Source organism: Thiomonas sp. SCN 64-16, from assembly GCF_001725585.1.
Lineage (GTDB): Bacteria > Pseudomonadota > Gammaproteobacteria > Burkholderiales > Burkholderiaceae_C > Thiomonas > Thiomonas arsenitoxydans.
In genome coordinates, this window is sequence record NZ_MEGQ01000013.1 from 22370 (window position 1) to 46422 (window position 24053).

A 24053-nucleotide genomic window follows, 5' to 3' on the forward strand; every position below is an offset into this window, starting at 1 on the left:
GACCCTCGCATTGAGCTTCCCATGTCCGATACCCAATCCACCTCTACCACCCATTTCGGCTACCAGCAGGTTGCCGAAGATGAAAAAGCTGCGCGCGTGCGGGGTGTGTTCGATTCGGTCGCGTCGCGCTATGACGTGATGAACGATTTGATGAGTGGCGGCCTGCACCGCGTCTGGAAGGCGTTCACCATTGCCCTCTCGGGTGTGCGCCCAGGTCAGCGCGTGCTGGATGTCGCTGCGGGAACCGGCGATCTGTCGCGCGCTTTCGCCCGCAATGTCGGGCCCACTGGCCTGGTGGTGATGAGCGACATCAATGGCTCCATGCTGCGGGCGGGCCGAGACCGGCTCATCGACTCTGGCGTGCTGGTGCCGACGCTCTTGTGCGATGCCGAAAAGCTGCCCTTCCCGGACGCGCAATTCGACCTAGTGAGTGTGGCATTCGGCCTGCGCAACATGACCCACAAAGATGCGGCGCTGCGCGAGATGCAACGTGTGATAAAGCCGGGCGGCAAATTGCTCGTGCTGGAGTTTTCCAAGCCCTGGGCGCCGTTGCGCGGGGCCTACGACCTCTACTCCTTCCAGGTTTTGCCGCGCCTGGGCAAGATGGTTGCGGGCGACCCGCAGAGCTACCAATACCTGGCCGAATCCATCCGCATGCACCCGGATCAGGAAACCCTCGCTGGCATGATGCGTGAAGCGGGTTTCGGTCATGTCGATTGGCACAACCTGACAGCTGGCGTCGTTGCGCTACATATCGGACAGAAATTTTGAGCTGACGCAATGCAAAACGCGCGCATTGAACTTTTCCACCGATCTGGTAACAAAATGTCACTTCTTCTCGACTTTCTGGAAATTGCATGAAAACGACTGGTTTGCTTCGCACCCTTATGACTTTCGGCCTGACGTTGACTCTCGCTCTAGGTCTCGCACTGAGCGCTGTCGATGCGCATGCCAAACGTATGGGCGGTGGCAAGAGCATGGGGCGGCAAAGCAATGCCGTTACGCAGCGCGAAGCGGCACCGCCGCAACAAGCCGCGCCCGCCGCCACACGTCAGCAGGCCGCGGCCACACCGCCCGCCAAGCAGCCCAGCCGCTGGGGCGGCATTCTGGGGGGGTTGGCTGCCGGTCTGGGTCTTGCCGCGCTGTTCCACGCACTCGGCTTCGGCGGCGCGCTGGGCTCCTTCCTCGGCTCGGCGCTGATGATCGGTCTGCTCGCGCTGGCCGCGTTCTGGATTTTCAATCTGCTGCGTCGCAAGTCCAGCACTGACAAGTCCGCCCAGCCCATGCAATATGCAGGCGCTTCGCAGGGCTATGCGCAGGCTCCGCTGGGCGTCGAAACGCATATGCCAGCGCAGTGGACGCCTGGTGCCGGTTCGCAAACCGCAAGTGGGGCGAGCATTCCGGCCGATTTTGATCGCGACGGGTTTCTGGCGAGCGCCAAGCAGCACTACATCCGCTTGCAGCAAGCCTGGGATGCGGCTGATCTGAACAGCCTGAAAACCTTCGCCACCGCCGAGATGTACGACGCCCTGGCTGCCGATCTGCAACAACGCGGCATGACGCCCAACAAGACGGAAATCGTGACCCTCGAAGCCTCGCTGCTCGCGTTGGAAGAAACCCCGACTGAATACGTTGCCAGTGTCGAGTTCTCCGGTCTGGTGCGCGAAGAAACCTGGGGTGGCGCGAGCCCGGTGCGCGAGGTGTGGAACCTGGTGAAACCTCGCGATGGCTCCAGCGGTTGGCAACTGGCCGGTATTCAGCAGTTGAATTGACGCACCGAATATACCCTGCTGCGCTTTCACTCTACGCCGCAGTCGCGCAAGCGCTGCGGCGTTTTTCATGCAGCGCTTGCGCGACCAAATTCCTCAACGGAGACAGGCTCCTAGAATGCGTCAATAAACGCCATTCCTCATGCGCATTCCCGACCTTCAGCCCTTGATTCCCGATCGCACTTCGCTGGTGCACAGACTGCAGTACCTGGTCTTGCCAGCGCTCAATCATCTGCTCGCATCCGACCCACGCGCTCAGGGCAAGCTTGGCGCCCATGCAGGCAAGACGGTGGTATTCACTGCTTTGGGGGTTGATTTGCCTTGGGAGATCGAACCGCAAGGCTTGCTGCGCACCGCAACGTCTACAGCGCTCGGTAATGATGAGGCCGACCTGCACATCACCCTCGATCTGGATGCCTTGCGTGAGGCCATCGCCAAGCGCGCGCCGCTGAATTTGACGGGCGCCCGCATCACCGGGGACGCCGAGCTGGCCCAGACGCTGTCATGGCTGATGACCCACGTGCGCTGGGATGCTGAAGACGATCTCGCGCAACTCGTCGGCGATATTCCTGCGCACCGCATTTCCCGGGCCGGGCAAAAGTTGGCGGCACAGGGACAGCAAGCCTGGACGCGTGCCCACGACGATGCGCGCGACTGGTTTGCCGCGAGCCCGCGTGCTTTGGTCAGCCGCGGCGAATTGGCGCAAATGCAAGAACAAGTGCGCGAATTGCGCGATCAAGCCGCACGGCTGGAAAAGCGTCTTGCCCTGTTGCGCAAGCAATCGAGCGCCCGCGAGAACTGAACGACCGATGCGCCGCCTGCTCCGCCTGCTGAAGATTGTTTCCGTCATCCTGCGCCACGGCCTGGATGAAATGGCGCTGTCGAGCTTTCGCCATCCCTGGCTGCGCCGGCTCTCCCGGGTGCTCAGCTTCGGGCGTCCGCTCAATCGTCCACGCGGCGAGCGTTTGCGTCTGGCGCTGGAGAGTCTGGGGCCGATTTTTGTCAAATTCGGCCAAGTGCTTTCAACCCGCCGCGACCTGTTGCCGCCCGACATCGCCGACGAACTCGCCAAGCTTCAGGACAACGTGCCCCCGTTCGACTCCGAGGTCGCCGTAGCGATCATCGAGCGTTCGTTCGGTAGACCCATCGAAACCTTGTTCGCTACCTTCGAGCGCAAGCCGGTGGCCAGCGCCTCGATCGCGCAAGTGCATTTCGCCACCTTACCCTTGCAACAGGGCGGCGCCGAGGTGGCGGTCAAGGTGCTGCGTCCGGGCATGCACAAAGTCATCGATGAAGACCTCGCGCTGATGCACACCATGGCTGCCTGGGTAGACCGGCTGTGGAGTGAGGGCAAGCGACTGAAACCGCGCGAAGTGGTGGCCGAATTCGACAAATACCTGCACGACGAGCTCGACCTGGTCCGCGAGGCGGCCAACGGCACGCAACTGCGGCGCAATATGGCCTCGCTCGACCTGCTGCTGATTCCCGAGATGCACTGGGAGCTGTGCCGCAGCGACGTGATCGTGATGCAGCGCATGTACGGCGTGCCGATCGGCCGTGTCGACGCGCTGCGTGCTGCCGGTGTCGATTTCAAGCAACTGGCCAAGGCCGGGGTGGATATCTTTTTCACCCAGGTGTTCCGCGACGGGTTCTTTCATGCCGACATGCACCCGGGCAACATCATGGTCAGCCTGCAGCCCGAGACGTTCGGCCGCTATATCGCGCTGGACTTCGGCATTGTCGGCACCCTGTCCGACTTCGATAAAGACTATCTGGCGCAGAACTTCATTGCCTTTTTCCGCCGCGATTACAAGCGCGTGGCCGAACTGCATGTGGAGTCGGGCTGGGTGCCGGCCGATGCCCGCATCGATGAACTCGAAGCGGCGGTGCGCAGCGTTTGCGAGCCCCAGTTCGCCCGCCCCCTAAAAGACATTTCTCTCGGCCAGGTGCTGCTGCGGCTGTTTCAGGTTTCGCGCCGCTTCAAGGTGGAAATTCAGCCCCAACTCGTGCTGCTGCAAAAAACCCTGTTGAACGTCGAAGGGCTGGGTCGCCAGCTCGACCCCGATCTCGATCTCTGGACAACAGCGCAGCCCTTTCTCGAAAAATGGATGAAAAGCCAGGTGGGCTGGCCTGCCTTCCGCGACAAGCTCAAGAATGAATCGACCCGCTACGCACAATACCTGCCGGAAATCCCTCGTCTGCTGCATCAGGCCCTGCTGGCGCAGGAAAAGCGCGACGACCCCGTGCTGCGCGAGCTGCTGCAGGAACAGCGGCGGACTAATGCCCTGCTGCAGACGTTGATGGCGTTTGTCGTCGGCTTCATCGTGGCGGTACTGCTGCTCGCCGCGGTGGACAGCCACTGGCTGCAGCTACTGTTTTAAAGCTCTTCTGCCATGCTCATGCCACAACGCACACTACCCGACGGTAGCGCCATCCCCGCATTGGGTCTGGGCACTTGGCGTATGGGCGAACGCGCCGAGGCGCGCGCCGACGAAATCCTTGCGGTGCGCGAAGCGCTGCGCATGGGATACCGCCTGATCGACACCGCCGAGATGTACGGCGAAGGCGGCGCCGAGAGCATGCTGGGCGAGGCGCTGCGGCAGGCGTTTGCCGCAGGCGAGGCGCAACGCGAAGACCTCACCATCGTCAGCAAGGTGTACCCGCACCATGCCAGCACCCGCGGGGTGATCGAGGCCTGCGAACGCAGCCTGCGGCGCTTGAAGCTCGACCGCATCGATCTGTACCTGCTGCATTGGCGCGGCGAGTACGCGCTGGCTGAAACGCTGGCCGGGTTTGCCCAGCTCCAGCGCCGCGGCTTGATCCTTCACTGGGGCGTGAGCAATTTCGATGTGGCTGATCTGGAAGAGCTGTTTGCGCTGCCTGGCGGATCTGCCTGTGCCACCAATCAGGTCTATTACAGCCTGGGCGCTCGGGGCGTGGAATTCGATCTGCTGCCTTGGCAGGCGCGCCACCGGCTACCGCTCATGGCCTACAGCCCTATTGATCAAGGCGCGCTCGGCGGCCATCCCGTGTTGCAGAGGATCGGTCAGCGGCTCGGCGTCAGCGCGGCTCAGGTGGCGCTGGCCTGGGTGCTGCGCCAGCCCGAGGTCATTGCCATCCCCAAGGCCGTGCGTACCGCGCACCTGCAAGACAATCTGGCCGCCGCCGAGTTGCAGCTCTCGGCAAGCAATCTGCAAGCGCTGGACGCCGCCTTTGCCCCGCCGGGTGCCAAACAACCTCTTGCGATGATTTGACCGCTGCGTTTGAGCTGTATGCTTGCCGCGCCTGCCGCGTCTGGGCACAATGCCTTAGTCTCCTGCAATCAACTACATCATGTCTGATACACAAATCCGCGACACCCTGCAGCGCCTGCACACCGTGCTGCAATCGCAGCCCGCCATCGACCCCGAGCTCAAGAGCCTGCTGCAGACCCTGGATCGCGACATTCAGGCCGCACTCGAACGCAAGCAGACTGAATCGGCTCCCGCGCCGAACGACGATCTCGCGGAACAGGCGCAAACCCTGGCCACCCGTTTCGCCGCCGAGCACCCGAATGTCGATCTGGTCCTGCGCGAACTGCGCAGCCTGCTGCTCGGCCTAGGGCTGTAAAGACTCGCACCCGCCGCCGGGCTGAGTCTTTGCACGGCGTTTTTGAGAAAACGCAGGGGCGAGCGGGCCGGAGTGAAGTCCCCCGACAAGCGGCCTTTTTGATGCGCCGCGACAATGGTGCATTCGCAAAATTCACCATGTCTGCAAACGTTTCCGTCGCTGCCCCCCAACTCGCCGCACATCCGCCCCTATCGCGCCACTTCATTGCTTATATGGCGGTGGCCTGTGGGGTGTCGGTCGCCAATATCTATTATGCCCAGCCCCTGCTGGAGCAGTTCGCGCGGCAGTTTCACACCACCGTGGCTGGTGTTGCGGCCGTGCCCTCGGCCACGCAGATCGGCTACGCCGCGGGGCTGATGTTCCTCGGCCCGCTGGGCGACCGGCATGCGCGGCACCAGGTGATTCTCATCATGGCCGCGCTGCTCGTGCCCGCGCTGATCGGCGCTGCGCTGGCGCCCAGCGTGCTGCTGCTCGCCACCGCCTCGTTCGCCATCGGCATGCTCTCCAGCATTGCGCAGCAGATCATTCCCATGGTGGCGCACCTCGCGCCGCCGCAGGCGCGCGGCAAGGCCATCGGCCTGGTGATGAGCGGTCTGCTCGTGGGCATTCTGGGCGGTCGGGTGCTGGCTGGCGGCATTGCGGCGCTGCTGAACTGGCAAGCGGTGTTCGCCTTCGCCACGCTGGTGAACATTGGGATGTGGATCATGCTTTGGCGCGTGCTGCCGCGTCTGCCGGTTGATGCCCACGCCACAGACCAGAGCTATGCCGCCCTGCTCGGCTCCACCCTGAAGCAGTTCGCCCTGCATCGCGATCTGCGCTTTGCCGGCATTACCGGCGGGCTGTTTTTCGCCAGCTTCAGCGTGTTCTGGGTGGGGCTCACGCCGCTGCTGCAAAGCCCCGCCTATGGCTTCGGCCCGGCGGTAGTGGGCGCCTTCGGCATTCTGGGCATCATGGGCGCGACGGTGGCGCCGATCTCCGGCCGCTACTGCGACAAGCCGGGCGGGCCGCGCCGTGTGCTGTTTGTCGCGCTGGCGCTCACCGTGCTGTCGTGGGCCTTGTTCGCGCCGGGCACGCACGGGCTGTGGTGGCTGATCGCCGGGGTGCTGGTGCTCGACGCCGGGGTGCAAGGCGCGCAGATCGCCAACCAGACCCGCATCTATGCCCTGGACGCCGCCGCGCGCAGCCGCATCAACGCCGTGTACATGACGCTGTATTTCATCGGTGGCTCGGTGGGGTCGTTCGTCGCCAGCCATGCGTGGACGGCGGGAGGCTGGCCCGCCGTGACGCTGGCGGGCGCAGGCTTTGCGCTGGCGGCGTTGCTGCTGCACGCCGCCAGTGGAAGCCGACGCAGCTTGAGCTCAGCCGCTTGAGCGTCGTCCGCTTAACGCCCGAGATCGTCGAGCACGGCCAGCGTGGCTTCGGCCTGGTTCAGGGTGTAGAAATGCAGCCCTGGCGCGCCGCTGGCGATGAGTTCTTCGCACAGGCTGCTGACCACCTCGCGGCCGAAGGCGCGGATACTCTCGCGGTCGTCGCCATAGCTCTGCAGACGCAATCGCACCCAGCGTGGAATCTCGGCGCCGCACACTTCAGAGAAGCGCAGCAGCTGGCTGGAATTGGTGATGGGCATGATGCCCGGCACCACGGGCACGTCGAGACCGAGCGCGCGCACGTCGTCGACAAAACGGCGATAGGCCGCAGCGCTGTAGAAGTACTGCGTGATGGCCGAGTTCGCCCCGGCGCGTACCTTGTCGGCGAAATGCTGCAGATCATCGAGCGGGCTTCTGGCCTGCGGATGCATCTCGGGATAGGCGGCCACTTCGATGTGAAACGCGCTGCCCATTTCGTCGCGGATGAACGCCACCAGATCGCGGGCATGGTGGAACTCGCCGCCGATGCCATAGCCCGAAGGCAGGTCGCCACGCAACGCCACGAGACGTTTGACGCCCGCGGCCTGAAAGTCGTGCAGATGCCCGCGCACCGAATCACGGCTGGCACCGATGCATGACAGATGGGGCGCGGCGTCCACGCCTTCGGCGAGGATGTCGCGCACCGTCTGCAGCGTGCCTTCCTGCGTAGAGCCGCCGGCGCCGAAGGTCACGGAACAGAACTCGGGCTGGCGCGCGTACAGACGCTGCCGCACCGCCCGGAGTTTGTCCGCACCCTCGGCCGTCTTGGGCGGGAAGAACTCGAAGCTCAGATTGACTCGAGGAGAAACTGATTGTGCGGAGGCCATGCGCATCAGTACCGGTAGTGGGCCGGCTTGTACGGACCGTCCTTGGGCACATTGATGTAGGCGGCCTGCTGGTCGCTCAGCGTGGTGAGCTGCACATTGAGGGTGCTGAGCTGCAGGCGCGCGACATGCTCGTCGAGGTGCTTGGGCAGGGTGTAGACGCCCACAGGGTATTCGCCGGTCTTGGTGAACAGCTCGATCTGCGCCAGGGTCTGATTGGCGAAGCTGGAGCTCATGACGTAGCTCGGATGGCCGGTGCCGCAGCCCAGATTCACCAGACGACCCTTGGCCAGCAGGATGATGCGTTTTCCGTCCGGGAAGATGATGTGATCGACCTGCGGCTTGATCTCTTCCCACTGGTACTTCTCGATGCCCGCGACGTCGATCTCGTTGTCGAAGTGACCGATATTGCAGACGATGGCCTGGTTCTTCATGCGGGCCATGTGATCGTGGGTGATGACGTGATAGTTGCCGGTGGCGGTGACGAAAATGTCGGCGTGCTCGCAGGCATAGTTCATGGTCACCACGCGATAGCCTTCCATCGCGGCCTGCAGGGCGCAGATCGGGTCGATCTCGGTCACCCACACCTGGGCCGACAACGCGCGCAGCGCCTGTGCGCTGCCCTTGCCCACGTCGCCATAACCGGCGACCACGGCGATCTTGCCGGCGACCATTACATCGGTGGCGCGCTTGATGCCGTCCACCAGACTTTCGCGGCAGCCATAGAGGTTGTCGAACTTGCTCTTGGTCACGCTGTCGTTGACGTTGATCGCGGGAAACTTCAGCTCGCCGCGCTGGTGCATCTGATAGAGGCGGTGCACGCCGGTCGTCGTTTCCTCGGTCACACCCTTGATCTGCGCCAGGCGGGTGGAATACCACTTGCCGTCCCTCGCCAGCTTGGCCTTGATGGCGGAAAACAGCACGCGCTCTTCTTCGCTGGTGGGGTGGTTGAGCACGGCAGCGTCGGTCTCGGCGCGTGCGCCCAGATGCAGCAGCAGGGTGGCATCGCCGCCGTCGTCCAGAATCATGTTGGAGTAGCCGCCATCGGTCCACTCGAAAATGCGATGGGTGTATTCCCAATAGTCTTCGAGCGACTCGCCCTTCACCGCGAACACCGGCGTGCCGTTGGCGGCAATGGCCGCGGCGGCATGGTCTTGGGTGGAAAAAATATTGCACGACGCCCAGCGCACCTGCGCCCCCAGCGCCTGCAGGGTTTCAATCAGCACGGCCGTCTGGATGGTCATGTGCAGACTGCCGGTGATGCGCGCGCCGCGCAGCGGCTGGCGGGCGGCATATTCCTCGCGGATGGCCATGAGCGCGGGCATCTCGCTCTCGGCAATGGCGATCTCGCGACGGCCCCAGTCGGCCAGGCCGATGTCGGCAATTACATAATCAGGGGAAGTTTTCATATCGACCACAGCGTTCATACAAACTCCGAACAAAGTGGCCGGGAACGGATGCGCACCGCATCCCGCGCCCGGCACGGGTTGGGTGAGCGCCGTTGAAGGAAAGCCACCAGCAAGGTGTAGCGGCCTGCGATCAAAGACCCGAGCCTGGCGACAGCGGCGAACAACTCGCCCCGTGCGTTGCAACGCTCCTCGGGAAGCCACGCATTCTATCGGTTTGCCGCAGGTTTGCCACGCGAACCGCAGGCCGTGAAATGACTGCTCCCACCGCGCACCGCCTGATTCTGGAGTGGATTACTGCGGCGCCGCGTTGGCTTGTCCCGCTCTACACCCGCGACGCCAACGCCAGACGCAGCCCCAGGCCGACGAACACCACGCCGGTCAGCCGCCGCACCCAAAGCGCCAGGCGCTGCATGCGCCCCAGATGGCGCGCCCGAGCCGCCACCCAGGCCACGCCCAGATTGAACAGCGTGCCATTGACGGTGAACACCACGCCGAGCAACAGAAACGCCCAGCCCTGTCCGCGCGTCGAAGTGCCAACGAACTGCGGCAAAAAGGCCAGAAAAAACAGCACGATCTTCGGGTTGAGCACATTGGTCAGCACGCCTTGCCAGAACACCGCCCGCAAGGGTGCGGCGGCCATGGGCGCTGAAACCGCTGGCGCCTGCCTCCTTGCACGCAGCAGACCCACCCCCAGCCACACCAGGTAGGCCGCTCCCATCCACTTGACCACGTTGAACGCCAGATCCGACGCGGCAATCAGCGCCGACAGCCCCACTGCGGCTGCGGTGACATGCACCAGACAACCCGCCCCAACCCCCAGCGCCGCCATCGCCCCGGCCCTCACCCCCTGCCCAGCACTGCGCGACACGATGAACAACATATCCGCGCCCGGGGTCATATTGAGCAACAGGCCCGAGAGCAGGAACAAGGCGAAGTGGTGGATGTCGGGCATGGGCGGCAAGCTCTAGTGGCAAAGGCGAAATAGTTTTGGGTTTGGGGTGGGGCGAACCCTGGCTACAACCAGCGGGAGCGCTTGAGCCAGTAGTACAGCCCGCCGCACAAGGCCAGGGTGAAGACGAGCAATGCCGGATAGGACCAGCGCCAGTCCAGTTCGGGCATGTGCCGGAAGTTCATGCCGAACCAGCCGGTGAGCAACGTGGGCACGGCCAGCAGCGCGGCCCAGCCGGCCAGCCGCTTGACCACCTCGTTCTGCTCCAGCGTCACAAGAGAGACCGAGACGTTCATCGCCGCCGAGAGCATTTCGCGCAGCGCGCCCACCGTGTCGTTGATGCGGTTGGCATGGTCGTTCACGTCGCGGAAGTAAGGCCGCATGGCCTCGGGCATCACGTCGTCGGGCAGGCGCTGAAGCTGCGCCAGCACATCCTGCAAAGGCGCCACCGCCAGCCGCAGGCGGGTGAGTTCGCGCTGCATCGCGTACAGCCGCTTGAGCGTGCCGCGCCGCCATTGGCGCGCGAAGATCTCGCCTTCCAGCTCCTCCAGCTCGGCCCGATAGGCCTCGACGATGGGCAGGTACCCGTCGACGATGGCATCGAGCACCGCGTACAGCGCATACCCCGGCCCCTGCGCGAGCAACGCGGGCGTCTGCTCGGCATTGCGACGCACCGTCGTGTAGCCGGTCGAATCACCATGCCGGATGGTGAGGATGTAGTTGCGACCCATGAAGATATGCGTCTCGCCGAACCGCACATGCGCACCGCTGCGCGAGGCCGTGCGTGCCACGACAAAAAGCGATTCGCCATAAGCCTCTAACTTGGGGCGCTGGTGCGCCTTGGCGGCGTCTTCCACCGCCAGCGGGTGCAGATCGAACTCGTGCTGCATCTGCGCCAGCAAGGCCGCATCCGGCTCATACAGCCCCACCCAGACAAACCGGTCGGACAAAGCGAGCATGTCGCTGATCGCCTCCAGCGCGATATCGCCCACCCGCCTCCCGCTGCGGTCATAGGCCACGCAGGCGCGAACGGGGTTTTCGGCGTTGGGGGTGTCAGAAGCGGGCATGGGTTTGTTTCACGCAATGGATCAAAAAAGTCTTCGCGTCAGCATGCGGGCAGCGGCCAGCTTGCGCGGAAAACCTATCGGTAAACCTCGCGTCAGTTGCCGATCTGCACCACAAGGACGCGCAGTGCACCGTCCTGAAGGTCGCACATGATGCGGAAGCAAACGGCTTGTCTCCTCACCCAAACACCGTTCGCGCAGATCAGGGTTGCGCTTCAGCATGGGGGGCTACGAAGCTAGACCTGACCACTTCTCGTCCCTCAAGCCACAAGGGCCGGAAAGTCAGGATTTTTCAGCGTCTTTCCGACAAGATCCTGAACCGCGCGAGAGAATGCATCTGCAGTGTTTCGACATGCCTCGCTAGCGCCGAAGCCGCTGTTGAACTCGTAGTGCTCGTTGACCACCAAAGACTTTCCATTTGATGAGGCGAGTGTCAGTTCGATGGACCAGAAGCCGCTTGTCAAACCCTTGCTGGATGAAAACTCCAATTTGTTCACCGTGCCGGTTAGGGTGACCCGCGGCTTGCCGCTTTCGTACGCTCCACCCACTTTCAACTCATCCTCAAAGGCTTTGCGGATGTATTGAGTGTGAGTGAGTCCGTCGGCAACCTGCAGAGGCCCAAGTGCGCGGCATGTGGCATTAAAGTCTGCCGGACCCGAGAATTTTCCTAAGCCAATGCCAGATGTATTTAGTGATTTGATCGCCTGATTGTTGTCAGCAGCGATGGCATAGCGCTGTGTCATAGGTGATTCGCAAGCAGATAACAGCAGAAGCGACGCCAAGGCCGAACAGAGGAATAGACGACTCATAGTCAACGTCCAGATTCAGTACATCATAAAAAGAGAACAAAGGGAGTGATGGCTCGCATCAATACGTGCGCGAAAACTGAACGGGGTCAGGTCTAGCATCGCTGCGCCCCCGCCTTCACTCCCCCTTCTCCCCCTCCAACCGCAACATGCTCGCCCCCTCGCCTAGCGTAATCAGCCCGGTCTTGGCGTAGATGCCGAGCTTGGCGCGGGTGTCGGTGATGTCGAGGTTGCGCAGGGTGAGCTGGCCGATGCGGTCGGCGGGGCTGAACGGGGCGTCTTCCACCTTTTCCATGCTCAGGCGCTCGGGGGCGTAGGTGAGGTTGGGGCTCTCAGTGTTGAGGATGGAGTAGTCGTTGCCACGGCGCAGTTCCAGCGTCACTTCGCCGGTGATGGCGCGCGCCACCCAGCGCTGGGCGGTTTCGCGCAGCATCATGGACTGCGGGTCGAACCAGCGGCCCTGGTAGAGCAGGCGGCCGAGCTTGAGGCCGTTGATGCGGTACTGCTCGATCGTGTCTTCGTTGTGGATGCCGGTGACCAGGCGCTCGTAGGCGATGTGCAGCAGCGCCATGCCGGGGGCTTCGTAGATGCCGCGGCTCTTCGCTTCGATGATGCGGTTCTCGATCTGGTCGCTCATGCCCAGGCCGTGGCGGCCGCCGATTTCATTGGCCTTCAGGAACAGGTCCACCGGCGAGTCGAAGGTCTGGCCGTTCAGGGCGACCGGCTGGCCTTCTTCGAAGCGGATGGTGATCTCTTCGGCCTTCACTTCCACTTCGGGCTTCCAGAACGCCACGCCCATGATGGGGTTGACGATGCGGATGCCGCTGTTGAGGTGCTCCAGGTCCTTGGCTTCGTGCGTGGCGCCGAGCATGTTGCTGTCGGTGCTGTAGGCCTTCTCGACCGACATCTTGTAGTCGAAGCCGTTGGCGATCAGGAACTCGCTCATTTCCTTGCGACCGCCGAGTTCGTCGATGAAGCGCTGATCCAGCCACGGTTTGTAGATTTTCAGCGCGGGGTTGGTGAGCAGGCCGTAGCGGTAGAAGCGCTCGATGTCGTTGCCTTTGAAGGTGGAGCCGTCGCCCCAGATGTTGACATCGTCTTCCTTCATGGCGGCCACCAGCATGGTGCCGGTGACGGCGCGGCCCAGCGGGGTGGTGTTGAAGTAGGTGACGCCGCCGGTGCTGATGTGGAAGGCGCCGCACTGGATGGCGGCAATGCCTTCGTGCGCCAGTTGCACGCGGCAGTCGATCAGGCGGGCCTTTTCAGCGCCGAAGCCCATGGCCTTGCGCGGAATGTCGTCGTAGTCGCTCTCGTCGGGCTGGCCGAGGTTGGCGGTGTAGGCGTAGGGCTGGGCGCCCTTTTTTTTCATCCACAGCAGGGCGGCGGAAGTGTCGAGGCCGCCGGAGAAGGCGATGCCGACTTTTTGCCCGGTAGGCAGGTTTTGCAGAATGGTAGCCATGGGTTTTGAGCGCGGGTTAGCCGAAATGGCAGATGTAGTGATAGGCGGTTTCGCCTTCCGGCACGCGAATCTCGAAGCGGGTATTGCCGGGTACGCTGAAACGCTCGCCCACGCCGGATTTCACCCAAACGTCGCTGCCCGGCAGTTTGTATTCGCAGGCCCCGGCCACGCATTCCATGATTTCGGGCGCGCCGGTGTTGAAGGTCAGCGTGGCGGGCAGGATGACACCGACTGATTTTTTCGTACCGTCAGCCAGGGTGATGCCGTGGCTGATGCATTTGCCGTCGAAGTACACATTGGCCTGCGTGTTGACGGTCACGCCGCCGATCTGGGTGGTGCTCATGGATAGGTTCGGGCAGGGGGAAAAGAGACCCGCTATTCTGCCATTCCCATGAACTTACGCACTTATTACCCACCCATCGAACCCTTCAAAACCGGCGTGCTCGACACCGGCGAAGGTCACCAGATCTACTGGGAACTCTGCGGCAATCCGCAAGGTCGGCCTGCCGTCTTTCTGCACGGCGGACCGGGCTCGGGCTGTTCGCCGGATCATCGCCGCCTGTTCGACCCGCAGCGCTACTGCGTGCTGCTGTTCGACCAGCGCGGCTGCGGACGATCGACCCCGCACGCCTCACTGGAGAACAACACCACCTGGCATCTGGTGGCCGACATCGAGCGGCTGCGCACCCTGCTGGGCGTGGATCGCTGGCTGGTGTTCGGCGGCTCGTGGGGCAGCACCCTGGCTCTGGCCTATGCCCAGACGCACACCGCGCGAGTGTCGGCGCTGATCCTGCGCGGCATCTTCACCCTACGGCGGGAGGAGCTGCTGTGGTTCTACCAGGAGGGTGCGTCGTGGCTGTTTCCTGATCTGTGGGAGGGCTTTCTGGCGCCCATTCCCGAAGCGGAGCGCGGCGATCTGATCGGCGCTTATCGCAAACGGCTGACGGGCGCCGACCCGGCAGCGCAATTGGCCTGCGCCCGCGCCTGGAGCGTGTGGGAAGGGCAAACCATCCGTCTGCTGCCCGATGCGGTCAACGCCGCACATCATGCGCAGGATGCGTTCTCGCTGGCCTTCGCACGCATCGAGAATCACTATTTCGTGCATGAAGGCTGGATGGAGCAAGGCCAGTTGATCCGCGACGCAGGCAAGCTGGCCGAGGTGCCTGGCGTCATCGTGCAAGGCCGGTACGACGTGTGCACCCCGGTTCGCAGCGCCTGGGACTTGCACCGCGCCTGGCCGCAAGCCGACTTTCAGCTCGTGCCCGACGCCGGGCACGCCTACAACGAGCCGGGCATCCTCTCGCGTCTGATCGAGGCGACGGACCGATTTTCCGGCTATTGAAGTCACCGAACCGCCGCCCCTGACACGCCCTCTTTTACGCCGTCGCGGCGGCCTGCAGCGCGCCCAGCCCGGCGTCGTCGCGCAGCTTGGCGGCCTTGTCGGTGGCCTCCCAGCTGAACTCGGGTTCGTCGCGGCCGAAGTGGCCGTAGGCGGCGGTCTTGGAATAGATGGGGCGACGCAGATCGAGCATTTCGATAATGCCGCGCGGACGCAAATCGAAGTGACGGCGCACCAGTTGTTCGAGCTTGGCGTCGTCGATCACGCCGGTGCCCTGCGTCGTCACCATGATGCTGGTGGGCTGGGCCACGCCGATGGCGTAGGAAATCTGCACCAGGCATTTCTTAGCCAACCCGGCAGCCACGATGTTCTTGGCCACATGGCGCGCAGCGTAGGCGGCCGAACGGTCGACCTTGGTCGGGTCTTTGCCGCTGAAGGCGCCGCCGCCATGCGGGGCCGCGCCACCGTAGGTATCGACGATGATCTTACGCCCCGTGAGACCGCAGTCGCCCTGCGGGCCGCCGACGACGAAGCGTCCGGTCGGGTTGATGAGGTACTTCACCTCGCCGCGCATGAACTCTGCGGGCAGCACAGGTTTGATAATGTGCTCGATGACCGCCTCGCGCAGATCGGCCAGCGCGATGTCAGGCGCGTGCTGGGTGGACAGCACCACCGTGTCGATGGCCACGGGATAGCCGTTTTCGTAGCGGAAGGTGATCTGGCTCTTGGCATCCGGGCGCAGCCAGGGCAGACGGCCGTCACGGCGCAACTGGCTTTGGCGCTCGACCAGGCGGTGCGCGTAGTAGATCGGCGCGGGCATGAGCTCGGGGGTTTCGTCGCAGGCGTAGCCGAACATCAGCCCCTGGTCGCCGGCGCCGATGTCGAGTTCGTCGTCGTGCGCCTTGTTCACGCCTTGGGCGATGTCGGGGCTTTGCTTGTCGTAGGCGACGAGCACCGCGCAGCTTTTGTGGTCGATGCCGAAATCGGCGTCGTCGTAACCGATGCGCTTGAGCGTATCGCGCGCGACCTGGATGTAATCGACCACGGCCGTGGTGGTGATCTCACCCGCCAGCACGATCAAGCCAGTGTTGGCCAGGGTTTCGGCGGCAACGCGGGAGGCCGGGTCTTGCGCCAGATTGGCGTCGAGAATGGCGTCGGAAATCTGATCGGCCACCTTGTCGGGATGACCTTCGGAAACGGACTCGGATGTAAACAGGAAGTGGTTTGCCATGACGGACCTTTCTATGAACGGTTGGATCGACGCCACCGTTTGGGTCTCGCACGGCGACGCTTTAGCGGACATCTACGCAGCCGCCCCGAAGGTCGCCTGCCCCTGCCACCCCGCAAGTTGTCATTAACTCGGTGGCAATGTCATGGATTCTATGCGCGCCCTTTGTTCAGCGGCGCTTCGTAACATGGCACCCTTTGCACCTCAGGGAAATCCTTCATCGTGCTGCTCCGCGTGTTCCGCTGGCTGTCTGTCTTGCCGCTGGGTTTGCTCCAGTCGCTCGGGGCGGCGCTCGGCCTGCTGGTTTATGCCGCCTCAAGCGTGTATCGCCAGCGTCTGCGCGCCAACATGCAACAGGCGGGCTACGCGCCAGAGCAGCTTGCGCGCAAGGCGGCCGCGCAAGCCGGACGCATGGTCGGCGAATTGCCCGTGGTCTGGTTTCGGCGCGGCGCTACGGCGCCCGTGCACCGGGTGCAGGTGATCGGCAAGGAGCATGTCGATGCCGTTCGCGCCCAGGGCATGGGCGTGCTGTATCTCACGCCGCACCTGGGATGCTTTGAAATCTCGGCGCAGGCGGCCGCGCTCTGGAGCCCGATCACGGTGATGTTCCGCCCGCCGCGCAAGGCCGTGCTGCTGCCGCTGGCCCTGGCCTCGCGCCAGCGCCACAATCTGGCCACCGCCCCGGCCAATCTCGCCGGGGTGCGGCAATTGCTGCGCGCCCTGCGCGCGGGGGAGTCCGTCGGCCTGTTGCCCGATCAGGCGCCCGGCAGCGGCGAAGGCGTCTGGGCCGACTTTTTCGGCCGCCCGGCCTACACCATGACCCTGCCCGCGCGCCTGGTGCAACTGGGCAACGCCCGCATCATTCTGGCCTCGGCCCTGCGTCTGCCCGGCGGGCGCGGCTACACCCTGACGCTGGAGCCGTTTCCCGAAGCCCTGGACGCCGACCCGCAACGCGCCGCCACGCAGATCAATCGGGCGCTGGAAGGTCTGATCCGGCGCTGTCCCGAGCAATATCTCTGGGCCTACAACCGCTACAAAACCCCCTCGGGCGCACCGCCGCCCCCCGCGCCGAATCTTGCCGAGGAAAGCGCGCCATGAAGTCGCTGTTCGCCCGTCTGAGCATCGGCCTCGTCTGGCTGCTGCATCTGCTGCCCTACCCCGTGCTCGCTGCGCTGGGCACGGCGGTGGGCTGGTTGCTGTGGCCGCTGGCCCGCTCGCGTCGGCGCATCACCCTGCGCAATCTGCAACTTTGTTTCCCCGACTGGACGGCTGCGCAGCAGCGCACCGTGGCGCGACAGCATTTTGTCTTCGTCGCCCGGGCGTTTCTCGAACGCGGCGTGCTCTGGTACGCCAGCCCGAAGCGCCTGCAGCGCCTGCTGCATCTCGAAGGCCCGGTGGAGGAAGCGCTGGACGGCAGCCGCAACACCCTGCTGCTGGGTTTTCACTTCGAGGGGCTGGACGCGGGATGGACGGCGCTCAGCCTGGTGGCGCCGCGTCCGGTCTCAGGCATGTACACCCCGCAGAAAAACAAGGTGCTCGACGATTGGGTGGTGGCGCGGCGCAGCCGCTTTCACACCGCCGCCATCGTCTCGCGGCATGACGGCGCCGCGGGCATGTTGCGGCAACTCAAAGCCGGGGTGCCGTTCTACACCCTGCCCGATATGGACTTTGGCCTGCGCAGCTCGCGCTTCATCGACTTTTTCGGCGTTCCCGCAGCCACCCTCGACGTCGCCCCGCGGCTGGCAGCTTCCGCCGACGCCCGGGTCTACGCCGTGGTCACCCGCATCCTGCCCGGCGCGCGCGGCTACGCCATCACCGTGCATCCCGCCTGGGCCGATTTTCCCGCGCTGGACGCCCGGGGCAAGCCCGCCGACATCGACGCCGATCTGCGACGCATGAACCGCTTCATCGAAGAGCAAGTGCGCACCATGCCTGCGCAATACCATTGGGTGCACAAGCGCTTCAAAAACCGCCCCGAAGGCGAGCCTTCTCTTTACTGACCCATGCAAGTCGCGTTCACCAAAATGCACGGCGCCGGAAACGACTTTGTCGTGCTCGACGCCACCCGCGCCCCGCTGACCCTCAACGCGGCGCAACTGCGCCTGCTCGCCGACCGGCACTTTGGCGTGGGTGCTGACCAGATTCTGCTGGTCGAAGCCGCGCCCTCGCCCGAAGTCGATTTCGGCTATCGCATTTTCAACGCCGACGGCGGTGAGGTGGAGCAATGCGGCAATGGCGCGCGTTGCTTCGTCGCCTATGTGCACGGCAAGGGGCTCACCGCCAAAAGACGCATCCGGGTGCAGACGCTCTCCGGCCTCATCGAACCCGAATTGCAGCCCGACGGCCGCGTCACCGTGGACATGGGCGCGCCGGTTTTCGATCTGCCGCGCGTGCCTTTCGAGGCCCACGGCCTGAGGCCGCGGCAGGTGGATGGCTGGGAGCAGTGGCCGCTGGACCTCGCAGGGGCCACCGCCTGGGTGAGCGTGCTGTCGATGGGCAACCCGCATGCGGTGCAGCGGGTGGACGATGTGGACACCGCGCCCGTCTTGCGCGACGGCCCGCTGATCGAGCATCACCCTCGTTTTCCGCGCCGGGTCAACGCCGGTTTCATGCAGATCGTCGACGCCCAGCACATCCGCCTGCGCGTCTGGGAGCGCGGCGCGGGCGAAACCCTGGCCTGCGGCACTGGCGCCTGCGCCGCCGTGGTGGCCGGGCTGCGCCACGGCTGGCTGCAAGGCGCGGTGGACGTGCAGACCCACGGCGGCGAGCTGACCATTTCATGGGCGGGCGCTGGCCAGCCCGTGCGTATGACCGGCCCCGCCGCTTTTGTTTTTGACGGCACGATCGACCTTCCCGATCTGCCCTGATGGAGAACACCCGATGGAACTGAGCGAACACGATCTGGCCGCCTACCTGGCCGCCAACCCCGAATTTTTCGAGCGCCACGCCGAACTGCTCACCACCGTGCAATTGCAGAGCCCGCACGGCAACCGCGCCGTGTCGCTGCAGGAGCGGCAGATGGAAATGCTGCGCGACAAAATGCGCACTCTGGAGCATCGCCTCGCCGCGATGATGCGCAACGCGGTGGACAACGAAACCCTGGCCGGCAAGCTGCTGCTTTGGGCCCGCGATGTCATGCTGGCGCAACAGGGCGCACCGGAGCAGTTGCCGCAAACGCTGCAAGACACCCTCAAGTCCGCCTTCGATCTGCCCATGACCGCGCTCAAGCTCTGGCCGGTGCGCGAAGCGTTCGCCGCGCTCGACTTCGCCACCGGGGTGAGCGAAGACGCCAAGACCTTCGCCGCCAGCCTGGCCGCGCCCTTCGTCGGCCCCAACCCCGGCTTCGAGGCCGCGCACTGGCTGCCGGACGCGCAGATGGCGCAATCGCTCGCACTCATTCCGCTGCAAAACCCGCATACCAGCATGTGCATGGGGCTGCTGGTGCTGGCCTCCCCCGACAGCCAGCGTTTCACCGCCGATATGGGCACTGACTTCCTCAACCACATCAGCCAGTTGGCCAGCGCCGCGCTCGTCGGCCTGCTCGCGCGCTGAGCCCGCCCAGGCCGTTCTCCGCCCCGCTGTTTGCCACGCAGTTCACCCTATGGCCGCGCCCGGCTCACTCCCGCTCAATAGCCCGACCTTGCGTCAGTTGGCGGCGGACTATCTCGCACACGCGCAAACCGAACGCCGTCTGGCTGAGGGCACGCTGGTCAACTATCGGCGCGACCTCGATGACCTGCTGCAGCGCGCCGAAGCGCTGGGCGCAGCGCCAATCGAGTCGCTGCACATCCGCCGCTGGGCCGCGCAGCTTCACGCCGGCGGCATGAGCCCGCGCGCCATCGCGGCGCGGCTATCGGCCTGGCGCAGCTTTTTCCGCTGGATGGGGCGGCTCGGCTTCGTCGCAGCCAACCCGGTGCAGGACGTGCGTGCGCCCAAGGCCGCCAAGCCGCTGCCCAAGGCGCTTTCGGTCGATCAGGCCGTGGCGCTGGCGGCTTACACCCCGCAAGAATCGACGCCCGCAGCGCGCCCGCACCGACGCCCGCACCAGGCTGAACCCTTCGCCACCCGCAGCGCGCGGGTGCATGCCATCGCCGAACTGCTTTATTCCTGCGGGCTGCGCGTCTCCGAGCTCACCGGGCTGGACGTACGCGCCAGCAAGACCGCGCGCGGCTGGATCGACTGGGACGCCGCCGAAGCCACCGTCACCGGCAAGGGCAACAAGCGGCGCAGCGTGCCCATCGGCCGTCCCGCCCTACTGGCGCTGCGGCAATGGCTGGAGCTGCGCCCCGCCCTGCTCCGCCCCGATGCCGACGCCGACGCGCAGGTCGCGCTGTTTCTCGGCGCACGCGGCGCACGCCTCACGCCGCAGCGCGTCTGGCTGGAGCTGCGCGAGCACGCCCGCGCTGCCGGGCTCGATGCCCGCGTGCATCCGCACATGCTGCGCCACTCCTTCGCCTCGCATGTGCTGCAGTCCAGCGGCGATTTGCGCGCGGTGCAAGAATTGCTGGGCCATTCCAGCATTGCCACCACACAGGTCTACACCCGCCTGGACTTCCAACATTTGGCCAAGGTCTACGACGCCGCCCATCCCCGGGCGCGCAAAAAACCCTAAGGCCCCTCCATGAAAACCATCCGCCTTCATCCGGGCAAGGAACGCTCCTTGCTGCGCCGCCACCCCTGGGTGTTCGCCAGCTCGATCGCCAAAGGCAGCGCCGACAGCGGCGAGACCGTCCGCGTGGAATCGCACGATGGCCAGTTTCTCGCCTGGGCCGCGTTCAGCCCCGCTTCGCAAATCCGCTTGCGGGTCTGGAGCTTCGAGGCCACGCAGCGCATCGACGCCGCCTTTTTCACCGAACAACTGCGCGCGGCCATCGCCCGCCGCCAAGCGCTCGGGCTGGATCTCACCGCCTGCCGCCTGGTACACGGCGAGAGCGATGGTCTGCCCGGCTGCATCGTCGATCGCTACGCCGACATCGTGGTGCTGCAAGCGGGCAGCGCGGGGATTGAGCGCTGGAAATCGGTGATCGTCAGCGCCCTGCACGCCCTCATGCCCGAAACCCGCGTTTACGAACGCTCGGACGCCACGCTGCGCGAACGCGAAGGCCTGCCCGCGGCCACCGGCTGGCTGCTGGGCGAAGGGCAAACGCAGGTCGAGATCCATGAAAACGGGCTGCGGCTGCGGGTCGATGTCGCCACCGGCCACAAGACCGGCTTCTACCTCGATCAGCGCGACGCCCGCGCCCGCTTTGCCGACACGGTGCGCGCGCACGGCCTGCAGCGCGTGCTCAACTGCTTCAGCTACACCGGCGGCTTCTCGCTGGCCGCCCTGGCCGGCGGGGCGCAGCAAGTCACCTCGGTCGATTCCTCCGCGCCCGCGCTGGCGCTGGCGGCCGAGCATGTCGCGCTCAACGGCTTCGATCCGGCGCGGGCGCAATTCGTCGACGCCGACGTCAACGCCACTCTGCGCCGCCTACGCGAAGAAGGCGCGCAGTTCGACGCCATCGTGCTCGATCCGCCCAAATTCGCCGCCAGCCCGCAGCAAGTCGAGCGCGCGGCTCGCGCCTACAAAGACATCAATCGCCTGGCCTTCCATCTGCTGCCGCCGGGAGGCTGGCTGTTCACCTTTTCGTGCTCGGGCGGCGTCAGTGCCGAGCTGTTCCAGAAAATCGTCGCTGGCGCCGCCCTCGACGCGGGCGCAGACGCCCAGATCGTCGCCCGTACCGGCGCCGGGCTCGACCACCCCTTGAGCCTGCATTTCCCCGAAGGCGAGTATCTCAAGGGGCTGCTGCTGCGCCGCAGTTGAACTTCCAGTTGATTTTTCGTTGATCGCCCCGATCTGAATAGGCGTTGTTTCTTTCAAGGAATCCCACCATGGCCTCCCTCATTCCCGCCACCATCGTCACCGGCTTTCTCGGCAGCGGCAAAACCACCTTGCTCAAGCGCGTGCTGCACGAAGCGCATGGCTCCAAGATTGCCGTGATCGAAAACGAGTTCGGCGAAGAGAACATCGACAGCGACATCCTGGTGCAGGAAGCGGGCGAGCAGATCGTGCAGATGTCGAATGGCTGCATCTGCTGCACCATTCGCGACGATCTGCGCGCCACGCTGGCCGATCTGGCCGCCAAGCGCCGCAAGGGCGAACTGGTGTTCGACCGCGTGGTCATCGAGACCACCGGCATCGCCGACCCTGGCCCGGTCGCGCAGACCTTTTTCATGGACGACGAGGTCGCCAGCCAGTACATGCTCGACGCCATCCTCACCCTGGTCGATGCCAAACACGCCAACCAGCAGCTCGACAGTCGGCAAGAAGCGCGCCGCCAGGTGGGTTTCGCCGACCAGATTTTCATCAGCAAGGCCGATCTGGTCAGCGCCGACGAACTCGCCGCCCTGCAACACCGACTCGCCCACATGAATCCGCGCGCCAAGCAAAGCGTGGTGCATTTCGGCGAGGTGCCGCTGTCGCAGGTGCTCGACCTCAAGGGTTTCAACCTCAACGCCAAGCTCGACATCGACCCCGACTTCCTCAAGGCCGATGATCACGATCATCACGACCACGACCATGATCACGACCACCATGACCATGATCACGAGCATGGCGAACACTGCAATCACCCGCACCATCACCACCACGACGATGATGTGAAATCCTTCGTCTACCGCGCCGACAAACCCTTCGATCCGGCCAAGCTCGAAGACTTTCTCGGCGCCATCGTGCAGGTCTACGGCCCGCGCATGCTGCGCTATAAGGGCGTGCTGAACATGCAGGGCATCGACCGCAAAGTGGTGTTCCAGGGCGTGCACCAGCTCATGGGCAGCGATCTCGCCGCGCCCTGGGGCGCACAGGAACAGCGGCAAAGCAAGATGGTGTTCATCGGCATCGATCTGCCGCGCGACATCCTCGAAAAAGGTCTGCAGCAATGCTTGATCGGATGATGCATTTGCCTTGCCACCCGAAATGAATAGAATCGGGCGGTTTTGGCAGTGGCCAGCCCGGGCAGTGGCTAACCTGAATGACAGCTCGCCCGACAAACCGCAGTCATGGTGGAATTGAGGGGCGGTTGGGTTGCGTTGGGTTGCAGTGAGGCTGACCTGCACCTCGGCACAGCAAAGGCATGATGCCAAGAGTACGGCAAAGAGCGCGGTCAAGAGGGGTGGAAAGTCGAGGGGTGGAAAGTCCGGGGGCGAGTCCAGCGATGGGCGGCTCCACACGTTCAAATCAGCGCGCGGTCAGCGCACGACGAATTCACTTCGTCCGTGCCCGGCCATGCAGCAAATCAGGCGGCAATGGGCCGTCGGATGGGAAAGTTCGGGAGGATTTTCGTGGTCAAGTCGTCTCAAAAAGCGGTCGCAGCCCCAGGCAAGAGCAAGCCTGCGGCTGCAGACAAAAAACCCGCAGTCAAACCAGTTGCAGCCAAGACCAAGGTCGAGCCAGCCGTTCAGGCGACGCCAGTAGTGCCCGACAAAGTTGTGCCCGCCAAGTCTGCCGCTAAAGCTACAGCGGCGCAAACCGCGCCAGCCGTCTCTGCCGCAGCTGCCAAAAAAGTCACAGCTTCCCCGGCGCTTCGGCGCTCATCTTCGTCTGGCGTGAGTAAACTCCACGCCTCAAAACCCTTGTCGGCGGCCATGGGGTCGCCTGAACCTATCCGACTCGACAGAAGTTCCATGAGCAGCACAACCATCGAACCCACCCCCAGAAAATCCGATCCCAAGCATGCCAATGCCTGGAAGCACAAGACTGCCTCCGAACTGACCGAGCAAGAATTGCTGGCCATGCCCGAGTCGGAATACATGAACGAAGTCCAGCTCGACTACTTCAAGCGTCTGCTCAGCACCATGCGCGACGATCTGATCAAGAGCGCGGGCGAAACTACCGAGCATCTGCGCGAAGACACGCTGCTAGTCCCCGACCCGGCCGATCGCGCCACCATTGAAGAAGAGCACGCGCTGGAGTTGCGCACCCGCGACCGTGAGCGCAAGCTGCTGAAAAAAATTGACCAGTCGCTGCAGCGCATCGAAAGCGGCGAATATGGCTGGTGCGAAGAAACAGGCGAGCCCATTGGCATCGGCCGTCTGCTGGCCCGGCCGACGGCCACCCTGTCGCTCGAAGCGCAGCAACGCCGCGAACTCAAGCAGAAAATGTTCAACGATTGATTGAAGACCTGTCGCCTCCCTGCGGCTGGCGCGATTTGCG

The 24053-nt window shown here is 64.3% G+C and carries 24 protein-coding genes and 1 riboswitch; of the genes, 16 read left to right on the forward strand and 8 right to left on the reverse strand.

The window, feature by feature from the left end:
• Nucleotides 1-21 precede the first annotated feature (21 nt).
• The 7 genes from ubiE to ABT24_RS05395 all read left to right on the forward strand — a co-directional run bounded on the left by ubiE (nucleotide 22) and on the right by ABT24_RS05395 (nucleotide 6748).
• On the forward strand, nucleotides 22-771 hold the full coding sequence (gene ubiE / locus ABT24_RS05365) for a bifunctional demethylmenaquinone methyltransferase/2-methoxy-6-polyprenyl-1,4-benzoquinol methylase UbiE (protein WP_276727099.1): 750 nt from the start codon (nucleotides 22-24) through the stop codon (nucleotides 769-771).
• 86 nt (nucleotides 772-857) lie between these two features.
• Nucleotides 858-1772, forward strand: a complete 915-nt coding sequence (locus tag ABT24_RS05370; protein WP_276727097.1) for a Tim44 domain-containing protein — start codon at nucleotides 858-860, stop codon at nucleotides 1770-1772.
• A 139-nt stretch (nucleotides 1773-1911) separates the two neighbouring features.
• A complete protein-coding gene (locus ABT24_RS05375; RefSeq protein WP_276727095.1) occupies nucleotides 1912-2571 on the forward strand; it encodes a ubiquinone biosynthesis accessory factor UbiJ in 660 nt (219 codons plus the stop codon).
• Between the two features lie 7 nt (nucleotides 2572-2578).
• A complete protein-coding gene (gene ubiB, locus ABT24_RS05380; protein WP_013106462.1) occupies nucleotides 2579-4150 on the forward strand; it encodes a ubiquinone biosynthesis regulatory protein kinase UbiB in 1572 nt (523 codons plus the stop codon).
• 12 nt (nucleotides 4151-4162) lie between these two features.
• Nucleotides 4163-5023 carry an aldo/keto reductase gene (locus ABT24_RS05385; protein ID WP_276727093.1) on the forward strand — a complete coding sequence of 287 codons (861 nt, stop codon included), beginning with the start codon at nucleotides 4163-4165 and terminating at the stop codon, nucleotides 5021-5023.
• Nucleotides 5024-5102: 79 nt separating this feature from the next.
• Entirely contained in the window at nucleotides 5103-5378 is a 276-nt protein-coding gene (locus ABT24_RS05390) for a DUF4404 family protein (protein ID WP_013123769.1), read from the forward strand.
• A gap of 137 nt (nucleotides 5379-5515) precedes the next feature.
• Nucleotides 5516-6748: an MFS transporter gene (locus tag ABT24_RS05395; RefSeq protein ID WP_276727091.1), complete on the forward strand. Its 1233-nt coding sequence runs from the start codon at nucleotides 5516-5518 to the stop codon at nucleotides 6746-6748.
• A gap of 11 nt (nucleotides 6749-6759) precedes the next feature.
• Here the strand turns inward: ABT24_RS05395 and metF are convergent, their stop codons facing one another.
• The 7 genes from metF to ppnP all read right to left on the reverse strand — a co-directional run bounded on the left by metF (nucleotide 6760) and on the right by ppnP (nucleotide 13638).
• Complete coding sequence (gene metF / locus ABT24_RS05400; RefSeq protein WP_423837790.1) at nucleotides 6760-7611, reverse strand: methylenetetrahydrofolate reductase [NAD(P)H]; 852 nt, start codon at nucleotides 7609-7611, stop codon at nucleotides 6760-6762.
• Nucleotides 7612-7616: 5 nt separating this feature from the next.
• Nucleotides 7617-9035, reverse strand: coding sequence for an adenosylhomocysteinase (ahcY, locus tag ABT24_RS05405; RefSeq protein ID WP_276727087.1), 1419 nt, complete (start codon nucleotides 9033-9035; stop codon nucleotides 7617-7619).
• A 59-nt stretch (nucleotides 9036-9094) separates the two neighbouring features.
• Nucleotides 9095-9214, reverse strand: a riboswitch (S-adenosyl-L-homocysteine riboswitch).
• Nucleotides 9215-9339: 125 nt separating this feature from the next.
• Entirely contained in the window at nucleotides 9340-9969 is a 630-nt protein-coding gene (locus ABT24_RS05410; RefSeq protein WP_276727085.1) for a LysE family translocator, read from the reverse strand.
• A 62-nt stretch (nucleotides 9970-10031) separates the two neighbouring features.
• Complete coding sequence (gene corA / locus ABT24_RS05415; RefSeq protein WP_276727083.1) at nucleotides 10032-11033, reverse strand: magnesium/cobalt transporter CorA; 1002 nt, start codon at nucleotides 11031-11033, stop codon at nucleotides 10032-10034.
• Between the two features lie 257 nt (nucleotides 11034-11290).
• On the reverse strand, nucleotides 11291-11839 hold the full coding sequence (locus ABT24_RS05420; RefSeq protein ID WP_276727081.1) for a hypothetical protein: 549 nt from the start codon (nucleotides 11837-11839) through the stop codon (nucleotides 11291-11293).
• A 115-nt stretch (nucleotides 11840-11954) separates the two neighbouring features.
• Nucleotides 11955-13295 carry an argininosuccinate synthase gene (gene argG, locus ABT24_RS05425; RefSeq protein WP_276727079.1) on the reverse strand — a complete coding sequence of 447 codons (1341 nt, stop codon included), beginning with the start codon at nucleotides 13293-13295 and terminating at the stop codon, nucleotides 11955-11957.
• A gap of 16 nt (nucleotides 13296-13311) precedes the next feature.
• A complete protein-coding gene (gene ppnP / locus ABT24_RS05430; protein ID WP_156054718.1) occupies nucleotides 13312-13638 on the reverse strand; it encodes a pyrimidine/purine nucleoside phosphorylase in 327 nt (108 codons plus the stop codon).
• A gap of 48 nt (nucleotides 13639-13686) precedes the next feature.
• Between ppnP and pip the strand changes: the two genes are divergently transcribed.
• The gene (pip, locus tag ABT24_RS05435; protein ID WP_276727077.1) at nucleotides 13687-14637 is read left to right on the forward strand and encodes a prolyl aminopeptidase; all 951 of its coding nucleotides are present in this window, start codon (nucleotides 13687-13689) and stop codon (nucleotides 14635-14637) included.
• Nucleotides 14638-14671: 34 nt separating this feature from the next.
• Here the strand turns inward: pip and metK are convergent, their stop codons facing one another.
• Nucleotides 14672-15865: a methionine adenosyltransferase gene (metK, locus tag ABT24_RS05440; RefSeq protein ID WP_013123779.1), complete on the reverse strand. Its 1194-nt coding sequence runs from the start codon at nucleotides 15863-15865 to the stop codon at nucleotides 14672-14674.
• 219 nt (nucleotides 15866-16084) lie between these two features.
• On the opposite strand from metK, the gene ABT24_RS05445 reads away from it, so the two are divergent.
• From ABT24_RS05445 to dksA, 8 genes are all read left to right on the forward strand, one after another.
• Nucleotides 16085-16960, forward strand: coding sequence for a lysophospholipid acyltransferase family protein (locus ABT24_RS05445; RefSeq protein WP_276727075.1), 876 nt, complete (start codon nucleotides 16085-16087; stop codon nucleotides 16958-16960).
• Nucleotides 16957-17862, forward strand: a complete 906-nt coding sequence (locus tag ABT24_RS05450; RefSeq protein WP_156054714.1) for an LpxL/LpxP family acyltransferase — start codon at nucleotides 16957-16959, stop codon at nucleotides 17860-17862. Before ABT24_RS05445 ends, ABT24_RS05450 begins: the two co-directional genes overlap by 4 nt.
• A gap of 3 nt (nucleotides 17863-17865) precedes the next feature.
• Nucleotides 17866-18729, forward strand: a complete 864-nt coding sequence (gene dapF / locus ABT24_RS05455) for a diaminopimelate epimerase (protein ID WP_276727073.1) — start codon at nucleotides 17866-17868, stop codon at nucleotides 18727-18729.
• Between the two features lie 13 nt (nucleotides 18730-18742).
• A complete protein-coding gene (locus ABT24_RS05460; RefSeq protein WP_276705964.1) occupies nucleotides 18743-19414 on the forward strand; it encodes a DUF484 family protein in 672 nt (223 codons plus the stop codon).
• A 49-nt stretch (nucleotides 19415-19463) separates the two neighbouring features.
• Nucleotides 19464-20474 carry a tyrosine recombinase XerC gene (locus ABT24_RS05465; protein WP_276727071.1) on the forward strand — a complete coding sequence of 337 codons (1011 nt, stop codon included), beginning with the start codon at nucleotides 19464-19466 and terminating at the stop codon, nucleotides 20472-20474.
• Between the two features lie 9 nt (nucleotides 20475-20483).
• Nucleotides 20484-21665 (forward strand): class I SAM-dependent rRNA methyltransferase, encoded by a 1182-nt coding sequence (locus ABT24_RS05470; protein WP_276727069.1) that lies wholly within the window; start codon nucleotides 20484-20486, stop codon nucleotides 21663-21665.
• Nucleotides 21666-21733: 68 nt separating this feature from the next.
• The gene (locus ABT24_RS05475; protein ID WP_156054709.1) at nucleotides 21734-22795 is read left to right on the forward strand and encodes a CobW family GTP-binding protein; all 1062 of its coding nucleotides are present in this window, start codon (nucleotides 21734-21736) and stop codon (nucleotides 22793-22795) included.
• 729 nt (nucleotides 22796-23524) lie between these two features.
• Nucleotides 23525-24013, forward strand: a complete 489-nt coding sequence (gene dksA, locus ABT24_RS05480) for an RNA polymerase-binding protein DksA (RefSeq protein WP_013106486.1) — start codon at nucleotides 23525-23527, stop codon at nucleotides 24011-24013.
• The last annotated feature ends 40 nt before the right edge of the window (nucleotides 24014-24053 follow it).

Bases quoted from the DNA above. Each gene is read 5' to 3' on its own strand.
- ubiE (WP_276727099.1), top strand. From the start codon at position 22: ATGTCCGATACCCAATCCACCTCTACCACCCATTTCGGCTACCAGCAG.
- ABT24_RS05370 (WP_276727097.1), top strand. From the start codon at position 858: ATGAAAACGACTGGTTTGCTTCGCACCCTTATGACTTTCGGCCTGACG.
- ABT24_RS05375 (WP_276727095.1), top strand. From the start codon at position 1,912: ATGCGCATTCCCGACCTTCAGCCCTTGATTCCCGATCGCACTTCGCTG.
- ubiB (WP_013106462.1), top strand. From the start codon at position 2,579: ATGCGCCGCCTGCTCCGCCTGCTGAAGATTGTTTCCGTCATCCTGCGC.
- ABT24_RS05385 (WP_276727093.1), top strand. From the start codon at position 4,163: ATGCTCATGCCACAACGCACACTACCCGACGGTAGCGCCATCCCCGCA.
- ABT24_RS05390 (WP_013123769.1), top strand. From the start codon at position 5,103: ATGTCTGATACACAAATCCGCGACACCCTGCAGCGCCTGCACACCGTG.
- ABT24_RS05395 (WP_276727091.1), top strand. From the start codon at position 5,516: ATGTCTGCAAACGTTTCCGTCGCTGCCCCCCAACTCGCCGCACATCCG.
- metF (WP_423837790.1), bottom strand. From the start codon at position 7,611: ATGGCCTCCGCACAATCAGTTTCTCCTCGAGTCAATCTGAGCTTCGAG.
- ahcY (WP_276727087.1), bottom strand. From the start codon at position 9,035: ATGAACGCTGTGGTCGATATGAAAACTTCCCCTGATTATGTAATTGCC.
- ABT24_RS05410 (WP_276727085.1), bottom strand. From the start codon at position 9,969: ATGCCCGACATCCACCACTTCGCCTTGTTCCTGCTCTCGGGCCTGTTG.
- corA (WP_276727083.1), bottom strand. From the start codon at position 11,033: ATGCCCGCTTCTGACACCCCCAACGCCGAAAACCCCGTTCGCGCCTGC.
- ABT24_RS05420 (WP_276727081.1), bottom strand. From the start codon at position 11,839: ATGAGTCGTCTATTCCTCTGTTCGGCCTTGGCGTCGCTTCTGCTGTTA.
- argG (WP_276727079.1), bottom strand. From the start codon at position 13,295: ATGGCTACCATTCTGCAAAACCTGCCTACCGGGCAAAAAGTCGGCATC.
- ppnP (WP_156054718.1), bottom strand. From the start codon at position 13,638: ATGAGCACCACCCAGATCGGCGGCGTGACCGTCAACACGCAGGCCAAT.
- pip (WP_276727077.1), top strand. From the start codon at position 13,687: ATGAACTTACGCACTTATTACCCACCCATCGAACCCTTCAAAACCGGC.
- metK (WP_013123779.1), bottom strand. From the start codon at position 15,865: ATGGCAAACCACTTCCTGTTTACATCCGAGTCCGTTTCCGAAGGTCAT.
- ABT24_RS05450 (WP_156054714.1), top strand. From the start codon at position 16,957: ATGAAGTCGCTGTTCGCCCGTCTGAGCATCGGCCTCGTCTGGCTGCTG.
- dapF (WP_276727073.1), top strand. From the start codon at position 17,866: ATGCAAGTCGCGTTCACCAAAATGCACGGCGCCGGAAACGACTTTGTC.
- ABT24_RS05460 (WP_276705964.1), top strand. From the start codon at position 18,743: ATGGAACTGAGCGAACACGATCTGGCCGCCTACCTGGCCGCCAACCCC.
- ABT24_RS05465 (WP_276727071.1), top strand. From the start codon at position 19,464: ATGGCCGCGCCCGGCTCACTCCCGCTCAATAGCCCGACCTTGCGTCAG.
- ABT24_RS05470 (WP_276727069.1), top strand. From the start codon at position 20,484: ATGAAAACCATCCGCCTTCATCCGGGCAAGGAACGCTCCTTGCTGCGC.
- ABT24_RS05475 (WP_156054709.1), top strand. From the start codon at position 21,734: ATGGCCTCCCTCATTCCCGCCACCATCGTCACCGGCTTTCTCGGCAGC.
- dksA (WP_013106486.1), top strand. From the start codon at position 23,525: ATGAGCAGCACAACCATCGAACCCACCCCCAGAAAATCCGATCCCAAG.